This is a genomic window from Neobacillus sp. Fa239 (genome assembly GCF_055395235.1).
The window spans coordinates 103,952-121,515 of record NZ_AP041611.1 but is presented as its reverse complement, the minus strand read 5'-3'; the positions used below and the strand labels follow the sequence as shown (position 1 = coordinate 121,515).

The 17,564-nt window shown below is 40.7% G+C and carries 14 protein-coding genes; 3 read left to right on the top strand and 11 right to left on the bottom strand.

The window, feature by feature from the left end; all coding sequences use genetic code 11:
• Positions 1-262 precede the first annotated feature (262 nt).
• On the top strand, positions 263-793 hold the full coding sequence (locus ACZ5XR_RS00545; protein ID WP_464499801.1) for a ribonuclease H-like YkuK family protein: 531 nt from the start codon (positions 263-265) through the stop codon (positions 791-793).
• A 201-nt stretch (positions 794-994) separates the two neighbouring features.
• On the opposite strand, the gene ACZ5XR_RS00540 is transcribed toward ACZ5XR_RS00545, so the two are convergent.
• The 4 genes from ACZ5XR_RS00540 to ACZ5XR_RS00525 form a co-directional block, all read right to left on the bottom strand.
• Positions 995-2,461, bottom strand: a complete 1,467-nt coding sequence (locus tag ACZ5XR_RS00540; protein ID WP_464499800.1) for a PAS domain-containing sensor histidine kinase — start codon at positions 2,459-2,461, stop codon at positions 995-997.
• Between the two features lie 272 nt (positions 2,462-2,733).
• On the bottom strand, positions 2,734-4,269 hold the full coding sequence (locus tag ACZ5XR_RS00535) for an acetyl-CoA hydrolase/transferase family protein (RefSeq protein ID WP_464502187.1): 1,536 nt from the start codon (positions 4,267-4,269) through the stop codon (positions 2,734-2,736).
• A gap of 120 nt (positions 4,270-4,389) precedes the next feature.
• Entirely contained in the window at positions 4,390-5,034 is a 645-nt protein-coding gene (locus tag ACZ5XR_RS00530; protein WP_464499799.1) for a LytTR family DNA-binding domain-containing protein, read from the bottom strand.
• Positions 5,035-5,065: 31 nt separating this feature from the next.
• Complete coding sequence (locus ACZ5XR_RS00525) at positions 5,066-5,611, bottom strand: histidine phosphatase family protein (RefSeq protein ID WP_464499798.1); 546 nt, start codon at positions 5,609-5,611, stop codon at positions 5,066-5,068.
• Positions 5,612-5,909: 298 nt separating this feature from the next.
• Here ACZ5XR_RS00525 and ACZ5XR_RS00520 point away from each other — a divergent pair, with 298 nt between their 5' ends.
• Together ACZ5XR_RS00520 and ACZ5XR_RS00515 are read left to right on the top strand one after the other, a co-directional pair.
• On the top strand, positions 5,910-7,007 hold the full coding sequence (locus ACZ5XR_RS00520) for a carbohydrate kinase (protein WP_464502186.1): 1,098 nt from the start codon (positions 5,910-5,912) through the stop codon (positions 7,005-7,007).
• A complete protein-coding gene (locus tag ACZ5XR_RS00515; RefSeq protein ID WP_464499797.1) occupies positions 7,004-7,912 on the top strand; it encodes a pseudouridine-5'-phosphate glycosidase in 909 nt (302 codons plus the stop codon). Before ACZ5XR_RS00520 ends, ACZ5XR_RS00515 begins: the two co-directional genes overlap by 4 nt.
• Positions 7,913-7,999: 87 nt before the next feature.
• Here ACZ5XR_RS00515 and ACZ5XR_RS00510 read toward each other — a convergent pair whose 3' ends face one another.
• The 7 genes from ACZ5XR_RS00510 to ACZ5XR_RS00480 all read right to left on the bottom strand — a co-directional run bounded on the left by ACZ5XR_RS00510 (position 8,000) and on the right by ACZ5XR_RS00480 (position 17,544).
• Positions 8,000-8,764 (bottom strand): MerR family transcriptional regulator, encoded by a 765-nt coding sequence (locus tag ACZ5XR_RS00510; RefSeq protein WP_464499796.1) that lies wholly within the window; start codon positions 8,762-8,764, stop codon positions 8,000-8,002.
• 112 nt (positions 8,765-8,876) lie between these two features.
• Complete coding sequence (locus ACZ5XR_RS00505) at positions 8,877-12,047, bottom strand: ATP-binding cassette domain-containing protein (RefSeq protein ID WP_464499795.1); 3,171 nt, start codon at positions 12,045-12,047, stop codon at positions 8,877-8,879.
• 202 nt (positions 12,048-12,249) lie between these two features.
• On the bottom strand, positions 12,250-12,999 hold the full coding sequence (locus ACZ5XR_RS00500; protein WP_464499794.1) for a YoaK family protein: 750 nt from the start codon (positions 12,997-12,999) through the stop codon (positions 12,250-12,252).
• A 79-nt stretch (positions 13,000-13,078) separates the two neighbouring features.
• Positions 13,079-14,059, bottom strand: coding sequence for an ABC transporter ATP-binding protein (locus ACZ5XR_RS00495; RefSeq protein WP_464499793.1), 981 nt, complete (start codon positions 14,057-14,059; stop codon positions 13,079-13,081).
• A complete protein-coding gene (locus ACZ5XR_RS00490; protein ID WP_464499792.1) occupies positions 14,016-15,032 on the bottom strand; it encodes an ABC transporter ATP-binding protein in 1,017 nt (338 codons plus the stop codon). Before ACZ5XR_RS00490 ends, ACZ5XR_RS00495 begins: the two co-directional genes overlap by 44 nt.
• An 8-nt stretch (positions 15,033-15,040) precedes the next feature.
• A complete protein-coding gene (locus ACZ5XR_RS00485) occupies positions 15,041-16,603 on the bottom strand; it encodes a glutathione ABC transporter substrate-binding protein (protein ID WP_464499791.1) in 1,563 nt (520 codons plus the stop codon).
• Positions 16,604-16,632: 29 nt separating this feature from the next.
• On the bottom strand, positions 16,633-17,544 hold the full coding sequence (locus tag ACZ5XR_RS00480; RefSeq protein WP_464499790.1) for an ABC transporter permease: 912 nt from the start codon (positions 17,542-17,544) through the stop codon (positions 16,633-16,635).
• Positions 17,545-17,564 lie beyond the last annotated feature (20 nt).

Here is a 17,564-nt window from a genome sequence, read left to right as displayed (position 1 = left end):
GGAGAATACAAGGAAATTGAAAAAGCGTCCAGATAAATTTTGAAAAATTAAAAAAATCACAAAAATAACTCTCAACAAAATGAAGTTAGCAGGAAAACAGGATTTTTTATTTTAATAAATTCATAGTTTGTTTCATAAAAATAGACAAAGCAGCCAAATTCCATCCCTTTTTTAAATGTGCACGCTCTAAAAACCTTTCCCATAAGATATTAGTAATAACACTTTTTTATCATTAACAACAAGGAAGATGTGGTGCTTCCAAATGAGTGAAACTCCATTTTATTTGTTTCAAAACCTCCAGGACCAGAACATGTCGTTTGAACAAGTGTTTGAACGAATCGTTAAATTTATGACGGCTGAGCCGCATGGGAATTACAGGCTTATGGTGGGTACCGACTCACAAGTCCATAAATCATCCACCGTTTTTATTACCGGGATTGTCATTCAGAAGGAAGGTAAAGGTGTATGGGCATGTATCCGGAAGGTTGTCGTTCCTAGAAGGATGCTTCATTTGCACGAGCGAATTTCGCTGGAATTATCGTTGACAGAGGAAATCGTTTCAATGTTTACCGAAGAAAGGAAAAATGAGTTAATTAATATTATTCTTCCTTACCTCTATCAAGGCTCGACTTTTGTAATGGAAGGTCATATTGACATTGGGGCCGGAAAAAGGAACAAAACAAGTGAATTTGTAAAGGAAATGGTCACAAGAATGGAATCCATGGGAGTGGAACCTAAAATTAAACCTGATGCCTTCGTAGCCTCGAGCTATGCCAATCGCTACACAAAATAACGGAAAGCTCATCGACTCGCTAACCTGATTGGAGCGTAATGGAATGTATCCAGCACACAAAAAAGTGCCGGACCCTCAACTCGTTAAAAAACAAACGAACGGAGAGTCCGGCACATACAGCATTAATTGTCCACCTGGAACGGACAAAACCCCAAAAAATGTCCACGACCGGTGCCTGTCACTTTTGACGAAGTGTCGCTTCTATAAACAGGCAAATTCCACAATAATGGTGGTTCCGATGCCGATTTGGCTTTCGATTTTCATGATTCCGTTATGTTCTTGAATGATTTTATTGCTTACGGTTAGACCGAGGCCGATTCCCTTGTCTTTTGTTGTGTAAAATGGTGTGCCAAGGTATTTCAATAGCTCGGTATCAATGCCGACTCCTTCATCTGCAAAACGAATAATAACCCGGTTCCCTTCCTCTTTTTCTACATTAATATGAACATTCCCACCCTCAGGCATAGCCTCAATCGCATTTTTTAAAAAATTTAAAAAAACCTGCTTTAATTGGTGTGGATTGCATAGTAATTCAATATCCTCTTTAGGATAGTTAATTTTTATCTGAACATTATGGAGTAGGGCCTGTGGATGTAAAACATTAACTGTACTGTCCAAAATAGAAATAATTTTTCCCCGTTCAAAATGAATAGCTTGGGGTTTTGCTAGCGACATAAATTCATTCACAATCATATCGATACGGTCTAATTCATTCATAATAATGGTTAAATAGTGATCCCGTTTTTCTTTTTCCATGGTAGATTGCAATAGCTTCGAGAAACCTTTTAGTGAAGTTAAAGGATTTCGAATTTCGTGGGCGACACCTGCGGCTAGCTGACCAATAATCGAGAGGCGGTCTAAATTGCGGAAGGCTGCGTGATTATTCATTCTGTCGGTAATATCCCGTCCCACAGTAACATATAGTTCTACCTCGTTTTGCTCATTATAGATAGGGCAAATATTGGTTTCTGAGTATATCGTATCATTGGTATTAGTTTGCAATTTTACTTCAATCAGTTGGGGCTCTCCCGTATCAATCAGATTATGTAACTGCCCTTCAAAATTTTCAATTTCATCTGGAGGGATAAGGTCATGAACATGACGGCCAATCAATTGTTCCGGAGTATAGCCGATCCCCTTTTCATGCGAAGGAGATGCGTAGATAATCCGTTTATCCCTCGAATAGATCTTGATCATATCAGTGGTGTTTTCGGTGATTAATTTATATAATTCTCGCGTTCTCTTCAATTCTCTCTCTATATTAATTCTATCTGTAATATCTCGATAAATAGCGATAATGGCTATGATTTCACCTGTTGAATTCCGAAAAGGAGAATAAGTGACAGCAATATCAAGGATGGATCCATTTTTATGGAATCGTTGGGTAATCATATTGGTAAAGGCTTGACCATTTTTTACTTGATTAATAATATTTTCAACTGCACCTGTATCCCCATTCGGGAATTCTTTAAAACTTCTTCCAATTACGTCTTCCTCCGTATAACCGAATATTTTCGTATACATAGGATTTACCCTTATAAAACGGCTATCCATATCAACAATCGCAAACCCATCAGCCGTACAATCAAGGAACAAGTCAATTAATTTATCCGGGTCATATAAAGCAGCTTCAACTTCATTTCCAAAAATCGGAAATCCTTTTCCCATAGAGTCCTCTCCAAACACCAAATATATTCTCTCATTTCCCATTTTACAGAATTATATAATAAAGGAAAGCTATATTTTTTTAATTGGTGACAGGCACCGTTCGTGGACATTCCGCCACTTTAGTCCATCTCCAGTGTACACTTATAGGTTTTTCCAATATAAAAACGCTTGGTATGTGGAAAATCCAAGCGTTTTTATATTTGTGCTATTTTCTTTTAAAAAGGAAGTACAGCCCCAACGTCCAAGGAATCGTTCATTTCTGTCTATTTATATCACGTTACATCTACAAATTTAAAAATATTTTCGACAACCGGGTTTAGCATTGTTCCTCGTTCCGCAAAGTTCGTATGCCAGGAAAGAGCCTTTTCCAATACGTGCGGCGTTTGTCCACCTCTTCTTAAGGCTTCATGATAATATTCGCGAAGCTGATCCCGATACAAAGGATGGACACAACGCTCAATTATCAATTCCACACGCTGCCTCGGAGCCAAACCACGAAGGTCTGCATACCCCTGTTCCGTAACGATGACATCAACATCATGCTCTGTGTGGTCCACATGAGAAACAAATGGAACAATGCTCGAAATCTTGCCGCCCTTGGCAATCGATTTGGTAACAAATATGGCTAAGCGGGCATTCCGCGCAAAATCTCCTGACCCGCCAATTCCGTTCATCATTTTTGTTCCTAAAACATGAGTAGAATTCACATTCCCATAAATATCTACTTCAAGTGCCGTATTAATGGAAATCAAACCAAGGCGGCGAATGATTTCAGGATGGTTGGAAATTTCCTGCGGTCTCATAATCAATCGATCGCGATACTTCTCGAAGTTCGCATAAACCTCTTTCATTTTTACATCGGAAAGAGTAATGGAACAGCATGAAGCAAACCGAACCTTCCCTGCATCCATTAAATCAAATACAGCATCCTGCAATACCTCAGAATAGACCTCTAAATCATGGAACTCCGAATCTACCATCCCATGAAGAACAGCATTTGCGATGGAGCCAATTCCGGACTGCAGCGGGGCAAGGCGTTCCGTTAGTCTCCCTGCAGCAATTTCCGTACGCAAAAATTCCATTAAATGTTCAGCCATCATCACCGTTTCTTCATCAGGCTGTACAATGGTCGACGGAGAATCCAGCTGATTAGTAAACACAATCCCCCGTACCTTATCAAGATCAACCGGTATTCCTAAACTACCGATCCGGTCTTCCGGTTTGGTCAGTGGAATGGGTCCCCTCTCCCCCTGTTTCCCCAGTTCGTACAAATCATGCAAGCCCTCTAAATTAACCCTATGAGCCATATTGATCTCAATAATAATCGACTTCGCATTTAAAGCGAACGACAATGAATTTCCAACAGAGGTTGTCGGAATCACCAAGCCGTCCTCCGTGATAGAGAACGCTTCCAAAATAGCAAAATCGACAGGGTCCAGGACATTAGCCCGTACCATTTCAGATGTGTGCGACAAGTGTTGATCGACAAATAAAAGCTCCCCGTTATTGATTTTAGTTCGCATGGTCGGATCCGCTTGAAACGGCAGCCTTTTTCCGATAATCCCCACTTCTGCAAATAATTTATCAACATCAGAACCTAACGATGCTCCCGTATAAACATTTACCTTAAACGATTCTGTTTCCGCACGTTTTGCCAATGCAAACGGAACTGCTTTTACATCGCCTGCACGTGTAAATCCACTTAACCCCAATGTCATTCCGTCTTGAATCCAAGATGCTGCTTCTTCTGGTGATACCACTCTATCCCAAAGACGCGGGTCCCTAATCCGCTCCAATTTTTTATCCATCATTCTCCCACACCCCTTTGAAATAATTTTACAGATAATTTCAATTAATTAGAGATTTTAGGGATTAATCGTGGAAAATTCAGATAAAACAGCATATTCACTGTCTAAAACAGCAATATGTTAAAATCCCAACAGCCTGCGAAAATAGCTTGAGTAGGATTGACTTACTGGTACGCGGTCTCCATTTTCCATCGACAGCATAAAGGTTGAATGTGTATCAGGGAAAATTTCCTTGATATGATTGACATTTACGATAAACGACCGGTGGCAGCGGATAAAATGATCCTTTGGTAAAAGAAACTCAAACTCCAGCAAAGAGTATTTATGAGTGCCCGTATGTTCTTTCGCATTCACATACGTCTTTTTTTCTTTCGCTTCAAGGTACACCACCTCTGAAAATGGAATCGGAATCCACCCATCCTCCGTTTTAATTGTCACAACCAACTTCCCGCTTGTTAACGCAGGGAAAATCGCCGTCACACAGCCTTCAAGCTTTCCTTCATTAAAAAAAGGCACCGCCATCCCATGATAAGGCACGCCAAACATTTCACGATCAATAAAATCCGAAATCTTTTGCCTGGAGGTGATTGCCTTATGGGTAATTGTCCCCTCTTTTAATCGATCTCCCCGGCGAATTTTCAGATCCACTCGTTTGCTCGGGCGGTAATAGATATATTCACTCGTATTGGATACCGCAATCGATATTTCCTCTGAAAACAACTCACTAATTACATCCAGAAGGGAAACTACTGTAATACTTTCCATCTTGCACCCCTCCGCTAGGGTAAATTTCATTTTATATTTTAAACACCCTGTCTATCTTTGTGCCCTCTTCATTATATCTCAAAAGAAAAACGTCAGGATTGGTTAACTGCTTCCATCCTTCAAAACCAAAATCCAGATTAAAATAGGTAATCATTAATGCCATTAAATTCCCATGTGTCACGATGATGGTGGTCTCCTCTTTTTCTTGAAAAATTTCATCTACAACAGCAGCAGCCCGGTCCATCGCGTTCTGACTCGACTCACCGCCTTCAAACTCCAATTGAAGATCGCTGAAAGTGTCCTTCAGCTTATCCACCCAATCCGGTAAATTCACGCTGCTAAGAACCCGCTCTGACAATCGCTCATCAATCGCCACCTCGATATTTCTTTCCTTCGCCAATGGCTCGATCGACTGAATGGCCCGAAGATAGGGGCTGGAAATAATCCGATCCACCTCGATATCTTCAAAAAAGTCTACTAAGTCCGCTGCTTGTTTGAACCCTTTTTCCGTCAAACGAGCTTCTACCGGCTGCCCTTCCGCCGCACAATGCCTAACAATAAAAATCCTCTTCTCCATCCCATCAAGCCCCCAAAAGCTAACTTTTTCATCAATATTTCGACAACCAGCCCAAAAACTCCTTCCGGTGACAGGCACCATTCGTGGACAAAACTACCTAATTCGTCCGCGTGGAATGGACACTAAGCTTCACATCTAATAAAAAGGCAAAAAAGGTGACAGGAACCATATTATTTCTGCCATTATCCCAAAAAACCGCTACAGTAAAATTTGACCAATTAATAAGGAAGAAGTACACTATAAACATAAGTTTAAAGTTTAAACAAAAGTTTAAAGAGGTGAGTTTGTGCCTGAACGAATGACTGAAAAGGAACAATTGATATTCGACTTAATCCGAAAGAATCCTTTTGTATCACAGCAGGATCTTGCAGAAACGTTAGGATTATCAAGACCCTCGATTGCAAACATTATTTCTGGTCTCATTAAAAAAGGAAATATTTTAGGAAGAGCCTATGTTTTAAATGAATCAAAGCATGCTCTTTGCATTGGCGGAGCGAATATTGATCGTAAATTCTACATAAAAGACAAGGCACAGTTAGGCACCTCCAATCCGATTCGATCTTCTCAGAGTGCCGGAGGGGTTGCCCGAAATATAGCTGAAAACCTGGGCCGCCTCGGAATCGACGTGTCCTTATTAACGGCAAGCGGCGCCGACAAGGATTGGTCCTTTATTGAGGAATTGTCTTCCCTTCATATGAATCTGGAGAATGTAACCCAATTCCCTGGAGCGTCAACGGGTTCCTATTCAGCGGTTTTGGATGCGAATGGAGAATTAATCATTGCCTTAGCGGATATGGAAGTATATGAATTCGTCACACCCGACCTGCTGCTAAAACATGAAGTATTACTTAGTCACTCAAAATGTATCATAGCGGACCTAAACTGTCCGAAGGAAACCTTACAATTCTTAAATCATTTTGCCAAAAAACACGATATTCCACTTGTTTTCATCCCCGTTTCCTCGCCAAAGATGAATCGAATGCCGGATGAACTTGATGGCGTCACCTGGCTGATTACGAACCGGGATGAGTCTGAAACCTACTTCCATCAAAAAATAAACAATAAGGAAGATTGGAAGAATGCTATAGAAAAATGGCTTTCACTGGGAATCTCCAACGTGGTCGTGACAAATGGCAAAGATGGGGCCATGATTGGCAATCGAGATGAGGGAATCTATCATGTTCCGTCTATTGAAACGAATGAAATCATTGATGTAACCGGGGCAGGAGATGCTTTTTCCTCTGCTGTTATTTATAGCTGGTTAGAAGGAAAAACATTGATTGAAATTGCAAAGGCCGGGAGCATCAATGCTTCTAAAACTTTGCAATCATCTTATACCGTACGCGAAGATTTATCCGCAACCCAACTACTAAAAGACATGGAGGAATTATCATGAAACAATACATTACCTTATCAGATGAAGTACGCGCTGCGAAGGAGCAAGGGAAACCCATCGTTGCTCTGGAATCCACGATTATTTCACATGGCATGCCTTATCCGCAAAATGTTAAAACGGCTCGTGAAGTCGAACAAATTATTCGCGAGAATGGAGCCGTTCCGGCAACCATCGCCATTGTTGATGGAAAAATTAAAATCGGCTTATCCGACGAAGAACTGGAAATGTTCGGGAAGAGTACAGATGTCGCAAAAGCCTCCCGCCGGGATTTAGCCTATTTAATTGCGACTAAAAAACTTGGCGCCACAACAGTTGCCGCAACGATGATTTGCGCAGAGGCAGCCGGAATCAATATCTTCGTTACCGGCGGGATTGGCGGAGTTCACCGGGGTGCAGAAACAACCATGGATATTTCTGCAGACCTCGAAGAATTAGGACAAACCAATGTTGCGGTTATTTGTGCCGGAGCCAAATCAATTTTAGATTTAGGCTTAACCCTGGAATATCTTGAAACAAAAGGAGTTCCAGTCATCGGCTATCAAACCGATGTTCTGCCTGCCTTCTATACGCGACATAGTGATTTCTCCGTAAACTTTCGTTTAGATGATGTTGAAACGATTGCATCCACGTTAAAAGCCAAATGGGATTTGAACCTAACAGGCGGAGCCGTGATTGCCAACCCTATTCCTGAAGAATTTGCCATGGATGAAAAAACCATTACAAACGTTATTGAATCCGCATTAAAAGAAGCTAGTGACCTTAACATTTCAGGAAAAGACGTTACACCATTCCTCTTAGGAAAAGTAAAAGACCTAACAGGCGGCAAAAGCCTTGAATCCAACATCGCCTTAGTAAAAAACAATGCCGTCCTCGGTGCCAAACTTGCTGTGAGCTTTAATAGATAACAATTGGGGTCAGTCCCCCATTGCGGTAACGCTTTACTCCGCCGGGGGACTGACCCCTTATTTTTTGCTCCTTTTTTTGCCCTTTTTTTATCCTTTAATTCCAGTGTAAATGCGAATGGCATCTCGTAAAAATTCTGCTGTACCTGGCTGCTCTTTATCGTAGTGCGCCTTGAATCTTTCGTCATCCACATACATTTGAGCAAGTCCCGCATGTGCTTCCTTGCTGTATGAAGCCCAATAATAGGTAAGCCATTGCTTATGCAGGTCAGCTGCTTTTTGTGCTAATTCACCGGCAGGGTCACCCGTTGCAAATGCCTGAGCCAATGTTTCCTTAACCTTTTGCTCCAGCTCTGTGACTTTCTTATAATCCTCTTCTGTCATGTTCATGACTTTAGCATTGGATTGATTAACAGCATCGTCACCGTATTTCTCACGGATCTCCTTCCCATATTTTTTTTCATTTTCATCTATCATGTTCTGCTTGAAGCCTTCAAACTTTTCTTTATCAGCCATTGTGATTCTCCCTTCCGTCGCCTTTATGGTTTTTTCTACATTGGCAATTAACAAATCTAATTGCGCTCTTTTTTCAAGGAGCTTTTCCCGATGTTCCCTCAGTGCATCCGCTGCATCAAAGGAAGGCGCCGTCACCAAATTCTTTATACTGTCTAAACTAACACCCATTTCTCTGTAAAAAAGAATCTGCTGCAGCCTGTCAACCTCCGCTTGCCCATAAATTCGGTACCCAGACGAATTGATTCTTGCCGGCTTAAGAATCCCAATTTCATCATAATACCTCAGAGTCCTCGTACTAATTCCTGCTAACCTCCCAAGCTTCTGCACCGTATACTCCATCAGATCACCTCCTTGTAAAATAACCATACACCTTAACGCAACGTGAAGGTCAAACATTTTTTTGGGGTCAGTCCCCCATTGCTTTAAAGCAATGGGGGACTGACCCCAAAGTTTAATTATTTTGCTCCAGATATTGATAAACCGCCATCATTTCTCGCTTATTCAACTCACGAATACGATTGAAAATTGGAATATCTGCTACAGCCTCAAGACTTAAATCTTCAGCCACAACATCCCTTACTTTGCCGGTAAGCCATGTTTGCACATCTATGCCATCGACGATTTCCTTACGACCTTCATCATTGATGCCACTTGCATAACAACTAACACATGGCACCGATAATTTAAACACGCCATCATGGAGATTATCCTCTGAAATGACTTTCTTCCCTTTACAGAATGGACATGGGTGACTTGCCTTAATCTTATTAATTTGGGTAACAATTTTTTTGTAACCAAACGCTTCATAGACATACGTTAGTTTTTTGTATTTTCCATTGGTGAAGTATTTATCAATAATAGTTTCTCTCGTTTCGTTAATATTGGCAAAATCACAGATGGTAATCAGATTTTTGCTGCTTATTGCTTCGATATTGTTTTTGATACGGTCCCAGAATGGTAAAACATTTTGTAAAACCACTTCATAACCAACAAAGCTTGCTAGCTCCAGTTCATACATTTTCAGCGCGACTTGTGTTTCCCTAGGCAACATGGAAACATCTTCTGTTAGCACAATATCGCCGCCAACAATAGCTTTTAGTTTTTCCAGTTCCGGCAGCTTCCCCACTGTTTTTATGACCTGATCAATGGGTTGATGAATAATCTCGCGAATATCCGTGTCACCAAATTTTAGTTTTTTATGGTGGTTAAGCACTGTTCCTTGACAGACCGGACAGGTAATCTTTTCTTTTGATTCTTTCATTTTCTCTTTAATGATTGATTTCGAAATAACCATATACATCCCAATGATTTTATTAAAGCCATCCCATGTCCTCCGTGTCTTGCCTGCTTTATCATAGAATGACTTTTCCCAATACCCGTATAAAAAGGTATGTTTTTCTTCTTCCGTCATCTCATTATAGCTTTTACTAATATCTTGACCAAGTTCATTCTTAATCTCATCAAATAAGAATTGCAATTTTGGATATTGATAAACTTTTAACACTTTCATCACGTCTGGATGTAATAAGCCATCCCAGAATGGTGCGCTTTTGTCTTGAATGACTACATCTATATCAAATTTTTCAATTGCTCGGCGGCCCGAGCAGTATGGACAATGATTTTCTTGATTATAGAAATCGAAGCTTCTTGTATCTTTATTGGTTGGATGCACAGCCACAATATGGTTGATCAAACCACCTATCTCATAGAGAAAACTATATTGACTATACAAATGCCTTTCAAGATCAATAGTGATCACAGGTGCGATTGTATCAGATTCGTATTCACCATAAATCAGACGGGCCATTGACGATAAGCTTTTTAAGATGCCGCCCTTATAGACATTTTCGGCATTTTTAAAATAGCCAATATGATTTTCTTGTAAGTAGTTAATGCCCTTTTTTGAATCCAGTGTTGAAGTAATATGTATTGGAGCAACACTATTTGTACTGTTCTGTTGATGAAAATAATCATCATGACTGACAACATTAAGTTGCTTGACAGGTTCCAGCTGTCTTTTACCAAAATCAACGATAAAATCAGAGCTTTCCAGCATAAAGGCATTATGTTCAATCATCATGATGGAGACAGATTCATCCTGAAGAATGTCCCTGACACTATCAATGAATTGATTTAAAATATTTTGCGACAACCCTTTTGAAGGCTCGTCAAAAATAAACAGCGTATGGGGGTTTCTTGAGCCCCCAAAAAGCTCTGAAACTAAATGAACACATTGAAATTCGCCTGTCGACAAGGTTTGTGTTTTTCTTTCCAATGTCAAATAACCCAGTCCAAGTTTGATCAGTAAACTCAAGCGTTTATGAGCGATGTCTTCGTTTGGCAGTTCCTCAATAATATCTTCAATCGAACGCTGAAAAATATCATCGATCTCTTCACTATATTTTGTGAGTTTCTGTTTAATATCAAGAAACGTCGCAACGGTTGACCGACTGGTAATCGATTGGTTTCGGTCCTGCCCTACCATGACCAGTTTATCCTTTGGATATCGCTTCAGAAAATCCTTGGCGATACACTCATTGACAAGAGTCGATTTGCCACATCCAGACTCGCCCGTAAAGGTAACAAGTCTATTTTTGGGAATCTGAATTTCAGCCATTTGAATATTACGAAAGTAAAGATCAAGAAATTGATAATATTCAGTTGGCATTGCCTGATTTCGTTCCATAAAGACAGGTTTTGGACGTGGGGATTCTTCGACGATTTTTCCGCCGTATTTCCCGCTGCCAGGCCCAAAGAACACTTGATCCTCCGTTGAATCGAGCACCGTGTCAGAATGGTCAATCAGCCAAATTTGATTTTTACAGCCTAATTGTGTAATCTGCTCCAATATTTTCAATAGTGTTTCATGATCCATACCAACGGAGATTTCATCAATAATAATCACCGTATTGCTGCTGGCAGCCATGAATTCTGCCAAATAAAGCCGTGTTAATTCCCCGCCTGACAGTGTCCCCATGATCCGATTTAAAGTTAAGTACCCAATATTCATATTGATGATATTTTTGAGGATATGTTGTTTCGCTTCGCTAATATGTAATTCCTCTGCAAGGGAAAGAATTGATTCAATGCTTAAATTGTTGATATCGGAAATACTATGTGGTTGATCCCGTAATTCTATTCTTTTTTGCTCAACTTCCGGACTATAACGCCTGCCCTCACACTTTTTACATTCAACATTTTTGTTTGTACCGCGCCCTTTACACTCCGGACACCAGCCTAATTCATTATTAAAGGAAAAAACCTCTGGAGAAAGATGGAATTTTTCAGCAAGTCTTTCTCGAATCTCTCTAAAAACGCCGGTATGGGTGCCAATCGTTGAACGCGGATTGGTAGAAATAGATGATCTTCCAAGAAAAAGGACTAAAGGCATCTCCTCCATCTTGATGGCACTAAAATTTGTTTCCATTATATTAGGAAACAAGTATTGATATTCAGCCTTAGGCAATAAAGAAACAAGACGCTTCTTGGATTCTTCCCCAATCGTTTGACAAAATGTGGTTTTACCAGACCCGGACAAACCAGCAATTCCTAATGATTGATCTTCCGGCAATTGGCAATCTAAACGGTTAATATTGTTGGCAATTAATTGATTTATTTTCACCAGACTATCCTCTCCATTCTCTAAATCTAGTATTGCCATGTTAGCACAATTTCAAATGAAGCTGTGGTGTTTTTTTCGAATCAACAAACTCATATAATTGTAGACGAATCGATGATTTAGTGCTTCAAATTCGTTGCAAGAAATGTAAAAGGCAACAAACCCGTGGGGTTGTTGCCTTCTTTAAAAATGGATGCAGCTTTGTTCACCCGCTCATTGTATTTTCAGATTTTAATCTATTTTTTTGCTGGGCTTGAAACTGAAAATAACCTGCTGAAACGACCATTACAAAAATAATGGCAGCAGGGAACCATATTGCCTGTAAATGCCATTTTAATTCGATTGCACCACAGATTGCAGCTCCTACTCCATAAATAACAATATCAGCCACCCAAATAAAAATTGAGCTAGATGGGACAGATGGGCTCTTCAAGTTCTTGTTTACCGTTTTTACAGTACGTGTATATATATTCCAAACTATAGATTCGATAAGGCCGGTGGTCGTACTGGTGATAACAGTTGTCGGGACACCATTTACGCCAATTCTTCTTGCTGTAACACCTTGTAAACCCATAGCGAAAGAAAGAAGAATGACTAGCAATAGTTGTCCGGAGAAATTTGCATATGAAACAAGGATACCAAATAAGACAAATGCAGCTAACTCAACACTCATAGCCAAAGTTACTGTAGGATTTAGTCCTGTTACGTTGCGTTTTTTTCTTAGTATGATTGCCCCAACGGCAACTCCCAGAATAAACCCGGATAGCGCCACCACATAGCCTAATGGTTTCAATCCATTTGCATGTACAATCGACAAACCAAGAAAAACGGTATTCCCCGTCATTGCTGCTGTTAAAACTTGGCCAAGTGCAAGGAAGCTGATTGCATCCGCACACCCTGAAGTCATCGTAAGTAAAATGACCAGTATATTTTCAGCTTTTTTAGATGAGTTCATAATTTTCCCTTCTCAAAAGAAGGCAACTAACCTTATGGAGAGCTGCCTTCCAATGCTATTTTGTTTTATAAAAAGTATATCAAACTTCATGACAGGCAACAAAATGATTATTCTCAATTTCACGCCATTCCGGGCGGACTTCTTTACAGCGGTCTGTAGCGAGCGGACATCGCGTATGGAAAGCGCAGCCCTTTGGCGGATTAGCCGGGTTTGGCATTTCGCCTTGCAGCCTGATTCTTTCCCTTTTAGCACCTGGTACAGGGCGAGGAATCGCCGACAAAAGCGCTTTTGTATATGGATGCAGAGGGTTGTCAAATAATTGTTCCACAGGTGCAAGCTCAACCGTATTTCCAAGATACATAACCAGGACCCGGTCACTGATATGGCGTACGACACCAAGATCATGAGAAATGAACATATAAGTTAAATTATGTTTGCTTTGGATATCCTTCAAAAGTTTAATGACTTGAGCTTGAACAGAAACATCCAATGCCGAAACCGCTTCATCACACACGACAAGGGAAGGGTTTAATGCTATCGCTCTGGCAATTCCAATCCTCTGCCTCTGCCCGCCGCTAAATTCATGCGGATAACGATCATAATGCTCAGGTTTTAATCCGACTTCTTTTAAAAGCTGGATGACTTTATCTTTTCGTTCTTTGTGTGGCAGGTCTGTATGAATGATAAATGCTTCTTCAATTGCTTGGCCTATGCACTGCTTTGGATTTAATGATGCAAACGGATCTTGAAAAATCATTTGCATTTCTTTTTTAAACGCTTTTAGCTTCCGGTCTGATAAGCCGCCAATTTCTTGGCCTTTAAAAATAATCGAGCCCTCTGTCAAAGATTCAAGTCCGAGAACGGTTCTTCCGAATGTAGACTTTCCACATCCCGATTCACCAACCACTCCCAGAGTTTCACCTTCGTACACATCTACAGAGACGTTTTCAACTGCTTTGACATGTCCTTGGACCCGCTGTAATATACCGCCCTTAACAGGATAGTATTTTTTTATATTACGCAGTTGGAGCAGAGGCTTTTGCTGCAGCAACTTCGTCATGGTGTGCCACCTCCTGAAGCCAGCATTTTACTAGATGGCCATTCTTTGATTCAAAAGTTTTTGGTTCTTGACTGCGGCATTTGTCGGTTGCAAATTCACAACGCGGATGGAAGCGGCAGCCATTAATTTGCTCATTCATGTTGGGCAATGTACCTGGAATAGGGTCAAGCGTATGTTCTTTGTCATCCACGTTTGGAACGGATTTAAGCAATCCCCTTGTATATGGATGCTGCGGGTTGTTAAAAATGGTTTCAACGTCCGCTTCCTCGACCTTTTCACCGGCATACATCACCATAACCCTGTCTGCTACTTCTGCAACGACCCCCATGTCATGTGTAACCAAGATGACTCCCATGCCAAGCTCTTCTTTTAAATCGTTAATGAGATCTAATATTTGTGACTGAATGGTAACGTCTAAAGCCGTTGTTGGTTCATCAGCAATTAATAGAGAAGGTTTACAGGCCAGGGCAATCGCGATCATAACCCTTTGGCGCATCCCGCCGCTAAGTTCATGGGGATATTGTTTCATTCTTTTCTCAGGATAAGGGATTCCAACCTGTTTTAATAACTCAATTCCCTCTTTGTTTGCTTCACTCTTTGATAGGCCTTTATGAATCATAAGGGGTTCACGAAGCTGATACCCAACTGTAAAAACAGGATTCAATGCAGTCATTGGTTCCTGAAAAATCATCGCCATTTTATTGCCGCGCAGTTTTCTAAGCTCTTCCTTTTTTAGGCCAGTCAGCTCGGTTCCTTCAAAATTAATACTGCCCTCGGAAATTTCACCATTGCTTGGAAGAAGTCCCATAATGGTGAGCGACGTAATACTTTTGCCGCAGCCTGATTCACCGACAATACATAATGTTTCCTTCCGGTCTACTGAAAAGGAAACCCCGCGGACGGCTGAAAGTTTCCCATCAGCCGTTTTAAATTTTGTTACGAGGTTTTCTACTTGCAATAATTTTTTTACCATGATAAACCCTACTTTCTAGTAACGTTATATAATGACCATTGTCCTGTAGGATTGATCTCAAAGCCTTGTACTGATTTATCAATTGCAGCTGTTACTTTTGCGTGGTTCATAACAATCATCGGTGCATCGTTAATGGCCATTTTATTAGCTTCATCCAATAGTTTTGCACGTTGATTTTGATCAACTGTCTGACGAGAAGCTTCTACAAGTTTATCAAATGCCGGATTATTGTAACGAACTGTATTGCTTGCATTAATATTTTTAGAGTCCAGGTTTGGATATAAAAGTTCACTACCATCTCCAGTGCTGTTTGTCCAAGCAAGGAAGGTCATATCAAAATCGCCTTTTTTGCTGACATCCAGGAAAGTTCCCCATTCAAGCAGTGAAATTTTCGCATTAATGCCAACCTGCTTTAACTGATCCTGAACAATTTGCCCCATTTTTACATAACCAGGTGTGTTTGCAACCAGCAATTTTAGCGGAGCGCCGTTATAGCCGCTTTCCTTAAGCATTTGTTTAGCCTTAGCCGGGTCGTAGTTGTAGCCTGCTTTTTCAGCTGATGGATCATAACCGAATACTTTTGGACCGATAATACTATTGGATTGAATTCCAAGACCATCCAGTTGTTTAACATATGCGGCACGATCTATTGCATGGGCAACAGCCTGACGGAATTTTAAATTATTCATTGGGGCCTTATCCATATTAAAACCAAAGTAATACATAGGTGTTCCATCTTTTTCAATAAGGCTTACATTGCTCAACGATTGGAGCCTTGGCAGAGTTTCTGATGCTATGTTATCAATGAATTGAACTTGTCCATTTTGAAGCATGGATACTTCCGTATTAACATCCGGAACTACTTTAAATGTTACTTTTTGCAGTTTTGGAGCACCTTGCCAATAGTCTTTATTCGCTGCTAATGTGATGTGATCTCCTGGTACCCATTCAACAAATTTAAATGGGCCTGTACCTACCGGCTGTTTGTTCAAATTTCCTGCTTTATCTGCTGTTGGGCTTACAATGGAAGCATTATCATGGGATAATGCAGCTAATAGGGCACCATACGGTTTTATTGTTTTAATTACAACCGTGTATGGATCCTGAACTGTAACAGAAGCAATTGGGCTTAATAGAGAGGCGCGAGGAGCCGCCGTCTTTGGATCTCTGAATTTATCAAAATCATATTTTACAGCGTCAGCGTTAAACGGAGTTCCATCCTGGAATTTAACTCCCTTTCTAAGCTTGATTACCCATGTTGAAGGGTCCGGGGTTGTATAAGATTCTGCTAGATCCGGTTCAATTGCCATGGTCTCAGGGTTGCGTTTGAATAATGTTTCATAAACCTGATCAATCACTCTTGCAGATGAACTATCATTGGTTTGAATAGGTGAAAGTCCCACTGCATCAGTTGTTGTCGCATAGGTAAGTTCCTGCGGCGCAGTGCTTGTTGAAGCTGTTGAATTTCCACTTGCGCCTGATGAAGTATTAGTACTGCTGCTGCAGCCTGCTAAAGCGATTGACGATACAGTAATTGCGGATAAAGTACCTAGAAGCCATTTTTTATTCATTTTGTTTTCCTCCTATAAATTTTTAATTTTTAGTTTTTTATCTTCATGCTTGGGTCAAGCGCATCACGCAGCCCATCTCCTAAGACATTAAATCCAAAAACAACCAGCATAATTGCAATACCTGGAATAATTGTCAAGTGAGGGGCTTGCCACATGTACGCTTGCCCCTCGGCGATCATGGCACCCCACTCCGGGGTAGGCGGCTGAGCTCCCAGACCCAAGAAACTGAGTGATGCTGTTGAGAGAATCGCAGTGGACATTCTCATTGTTGCGTCAACAATAATAGGTGCCATACAGTTCGGCAGAATATGCTTGATAATAATGCGGGCATCACTGGCACCAAGGGATTTCATCGCCAGTACATACTCTTGTCTTTTTACGGATAATACGCTCCCCCTGACGATTCTTGCACAGGATGGAACAGACCAAATACTAATGGCGATAATAACATTCATTAAGCTTGTCCCTAAAATGGCGATGATTAACATGGCCAAAAGGATCCCGGGAAAAGCAAACATTAAATCTACTATTCTCATAATAATTCCGTCAAGTCTCTTATAATAACCGGCGAGTAAACCTAAAGTGATGCCGCCAAGTAAACCAAAGACTACGGAAACAATCCCGACAACCAATGAGATCCTTGCACCAAAAACAATTCGGCTCCATTCATCCCGCCCGTAATTATCCGTTCCAAGCAAGTGTCCCTTGGAACCAACAGGAAGCAGAGCATTCGCAAGATTCTGGTGTGTTGGATCAAAATGAGTTAACAATGGTGCCAATATTGCCATCAGCGCCTGCGCGATTACAATAATAAGACCGATTACAGCAAGCCGATTTGATAACAAACGTTTTAAGATTGATAAGAAATTATTTTCCTTTTTTGGTCTAATCGTAACGGCCGGTTGTACAGCCCCTGCTGTATTAGTTGTATCTAAAGACATCCTTAAAAGCCCCTCCTTTC

What these genes read in the sequence shown, in the direction of transcription:
- ACZ5XR_RS00545 (WP_464499801.1), top strand. Translation starts at nt 263, where the DNA reads ATGAGTGAAACTCCATTTTATTTGTTTCAAAACCTCCAGGACCAGAAC.
- ACZ5XR_RS00540 (WP_464499800.1), bottom strand. Translation starts at nt 2,461, where the DNA reads ATGGGAAAAGGATTTCCGATTTTTGGAAATGAAGTTGAAGCTGCTTTA.
- ACZ5XR_RS00535 (WP_464502187.1), bottom strand. Translation starts at nt 4,269, where the DNA reads ATGGATAAAAAATTGGAGCGGATTAGGGACCCGCGTCTTTGGGATAGA.
- ACZ5XR_RS00530 (WP_464499799.1), bottom strand. Translation starts at nt 5,034, where the DNA reads ATGGAAAGTATTACAGTAGTTTCCCTTCTGGATGTAATTAGTGAGTTG.
- ACZ5XR_RS00525 (WP_464499798.1), bottom strand. Translation starts at nt 5,611, where the DNA reads ATGGAGAAGAGGATTTTTATTGTTAGGCATTGTGCGGCGGAAGGGCAG.
- ACZ5XR_RS00520 (WP_464502186.1), top strand. Translation starts at nt 5,910, where the DNA reads ATGACTGAAAAGGAACAATTGATATTCGACTTAATCCGAAAGAATCCT.
- ACZ5XR_RS00515 (WP_464499797.1), top strand. Translation starts at nt 7,004, where the DNA reads ATGAAACAATACATTACCTTATCAGATGAAGTACGCGCTGCGAAGGAG.
- ACZ5XR_RS00510 (WP_464499796.1), bottom strand. Translation starts at nt 8,764, where the DNA reads ATGGAGTATACGGTGCAGAAGCTTGGGAGGTTAGCAGGAATTAGTACG.
- ACZ5XR_RS00500 (WP_464499794.1), bottom strand. Translation starts at nt 12,999, where the DNA reads ATGAACTCATCTAAAAAAGCTGAAAATATACTGGTCATTTTACTTACG.
- ACZ5XR_RS00495 (WP_464499793.1), bottom strand. Translation starts at nt 14,059, where the DNA reads ATGACGAAGTTGCTGCAGCAAAAGCCTCTGCTCCAACTGCGTAATATA.
- ACZ5XR_RS00490 (WP_464499792.1), bottom strand. Translation starts at nt 15,032, where the DNA reads ATGGTAAAAAAATTATTGCAAGTAGAAAACCTCGTAACAAAATTTAAA.
- ACZ5XR_RS00485 (WP_464499791.1), bottom strand. Translation starts at nt 16,603, where the DNA reads ATGAATAAAAAATGGCTTCTAGGTACTTTATCCGCAATTACTGTATCG.
- ACZ5XR_RS00480 (WP_464499790.1), bottom strand. Translation starts at nt 17,544, where the DNA reads ATGTCTTTAGATACAACTAATACAGCAGGGGCTGTACAACCGGCCGTT.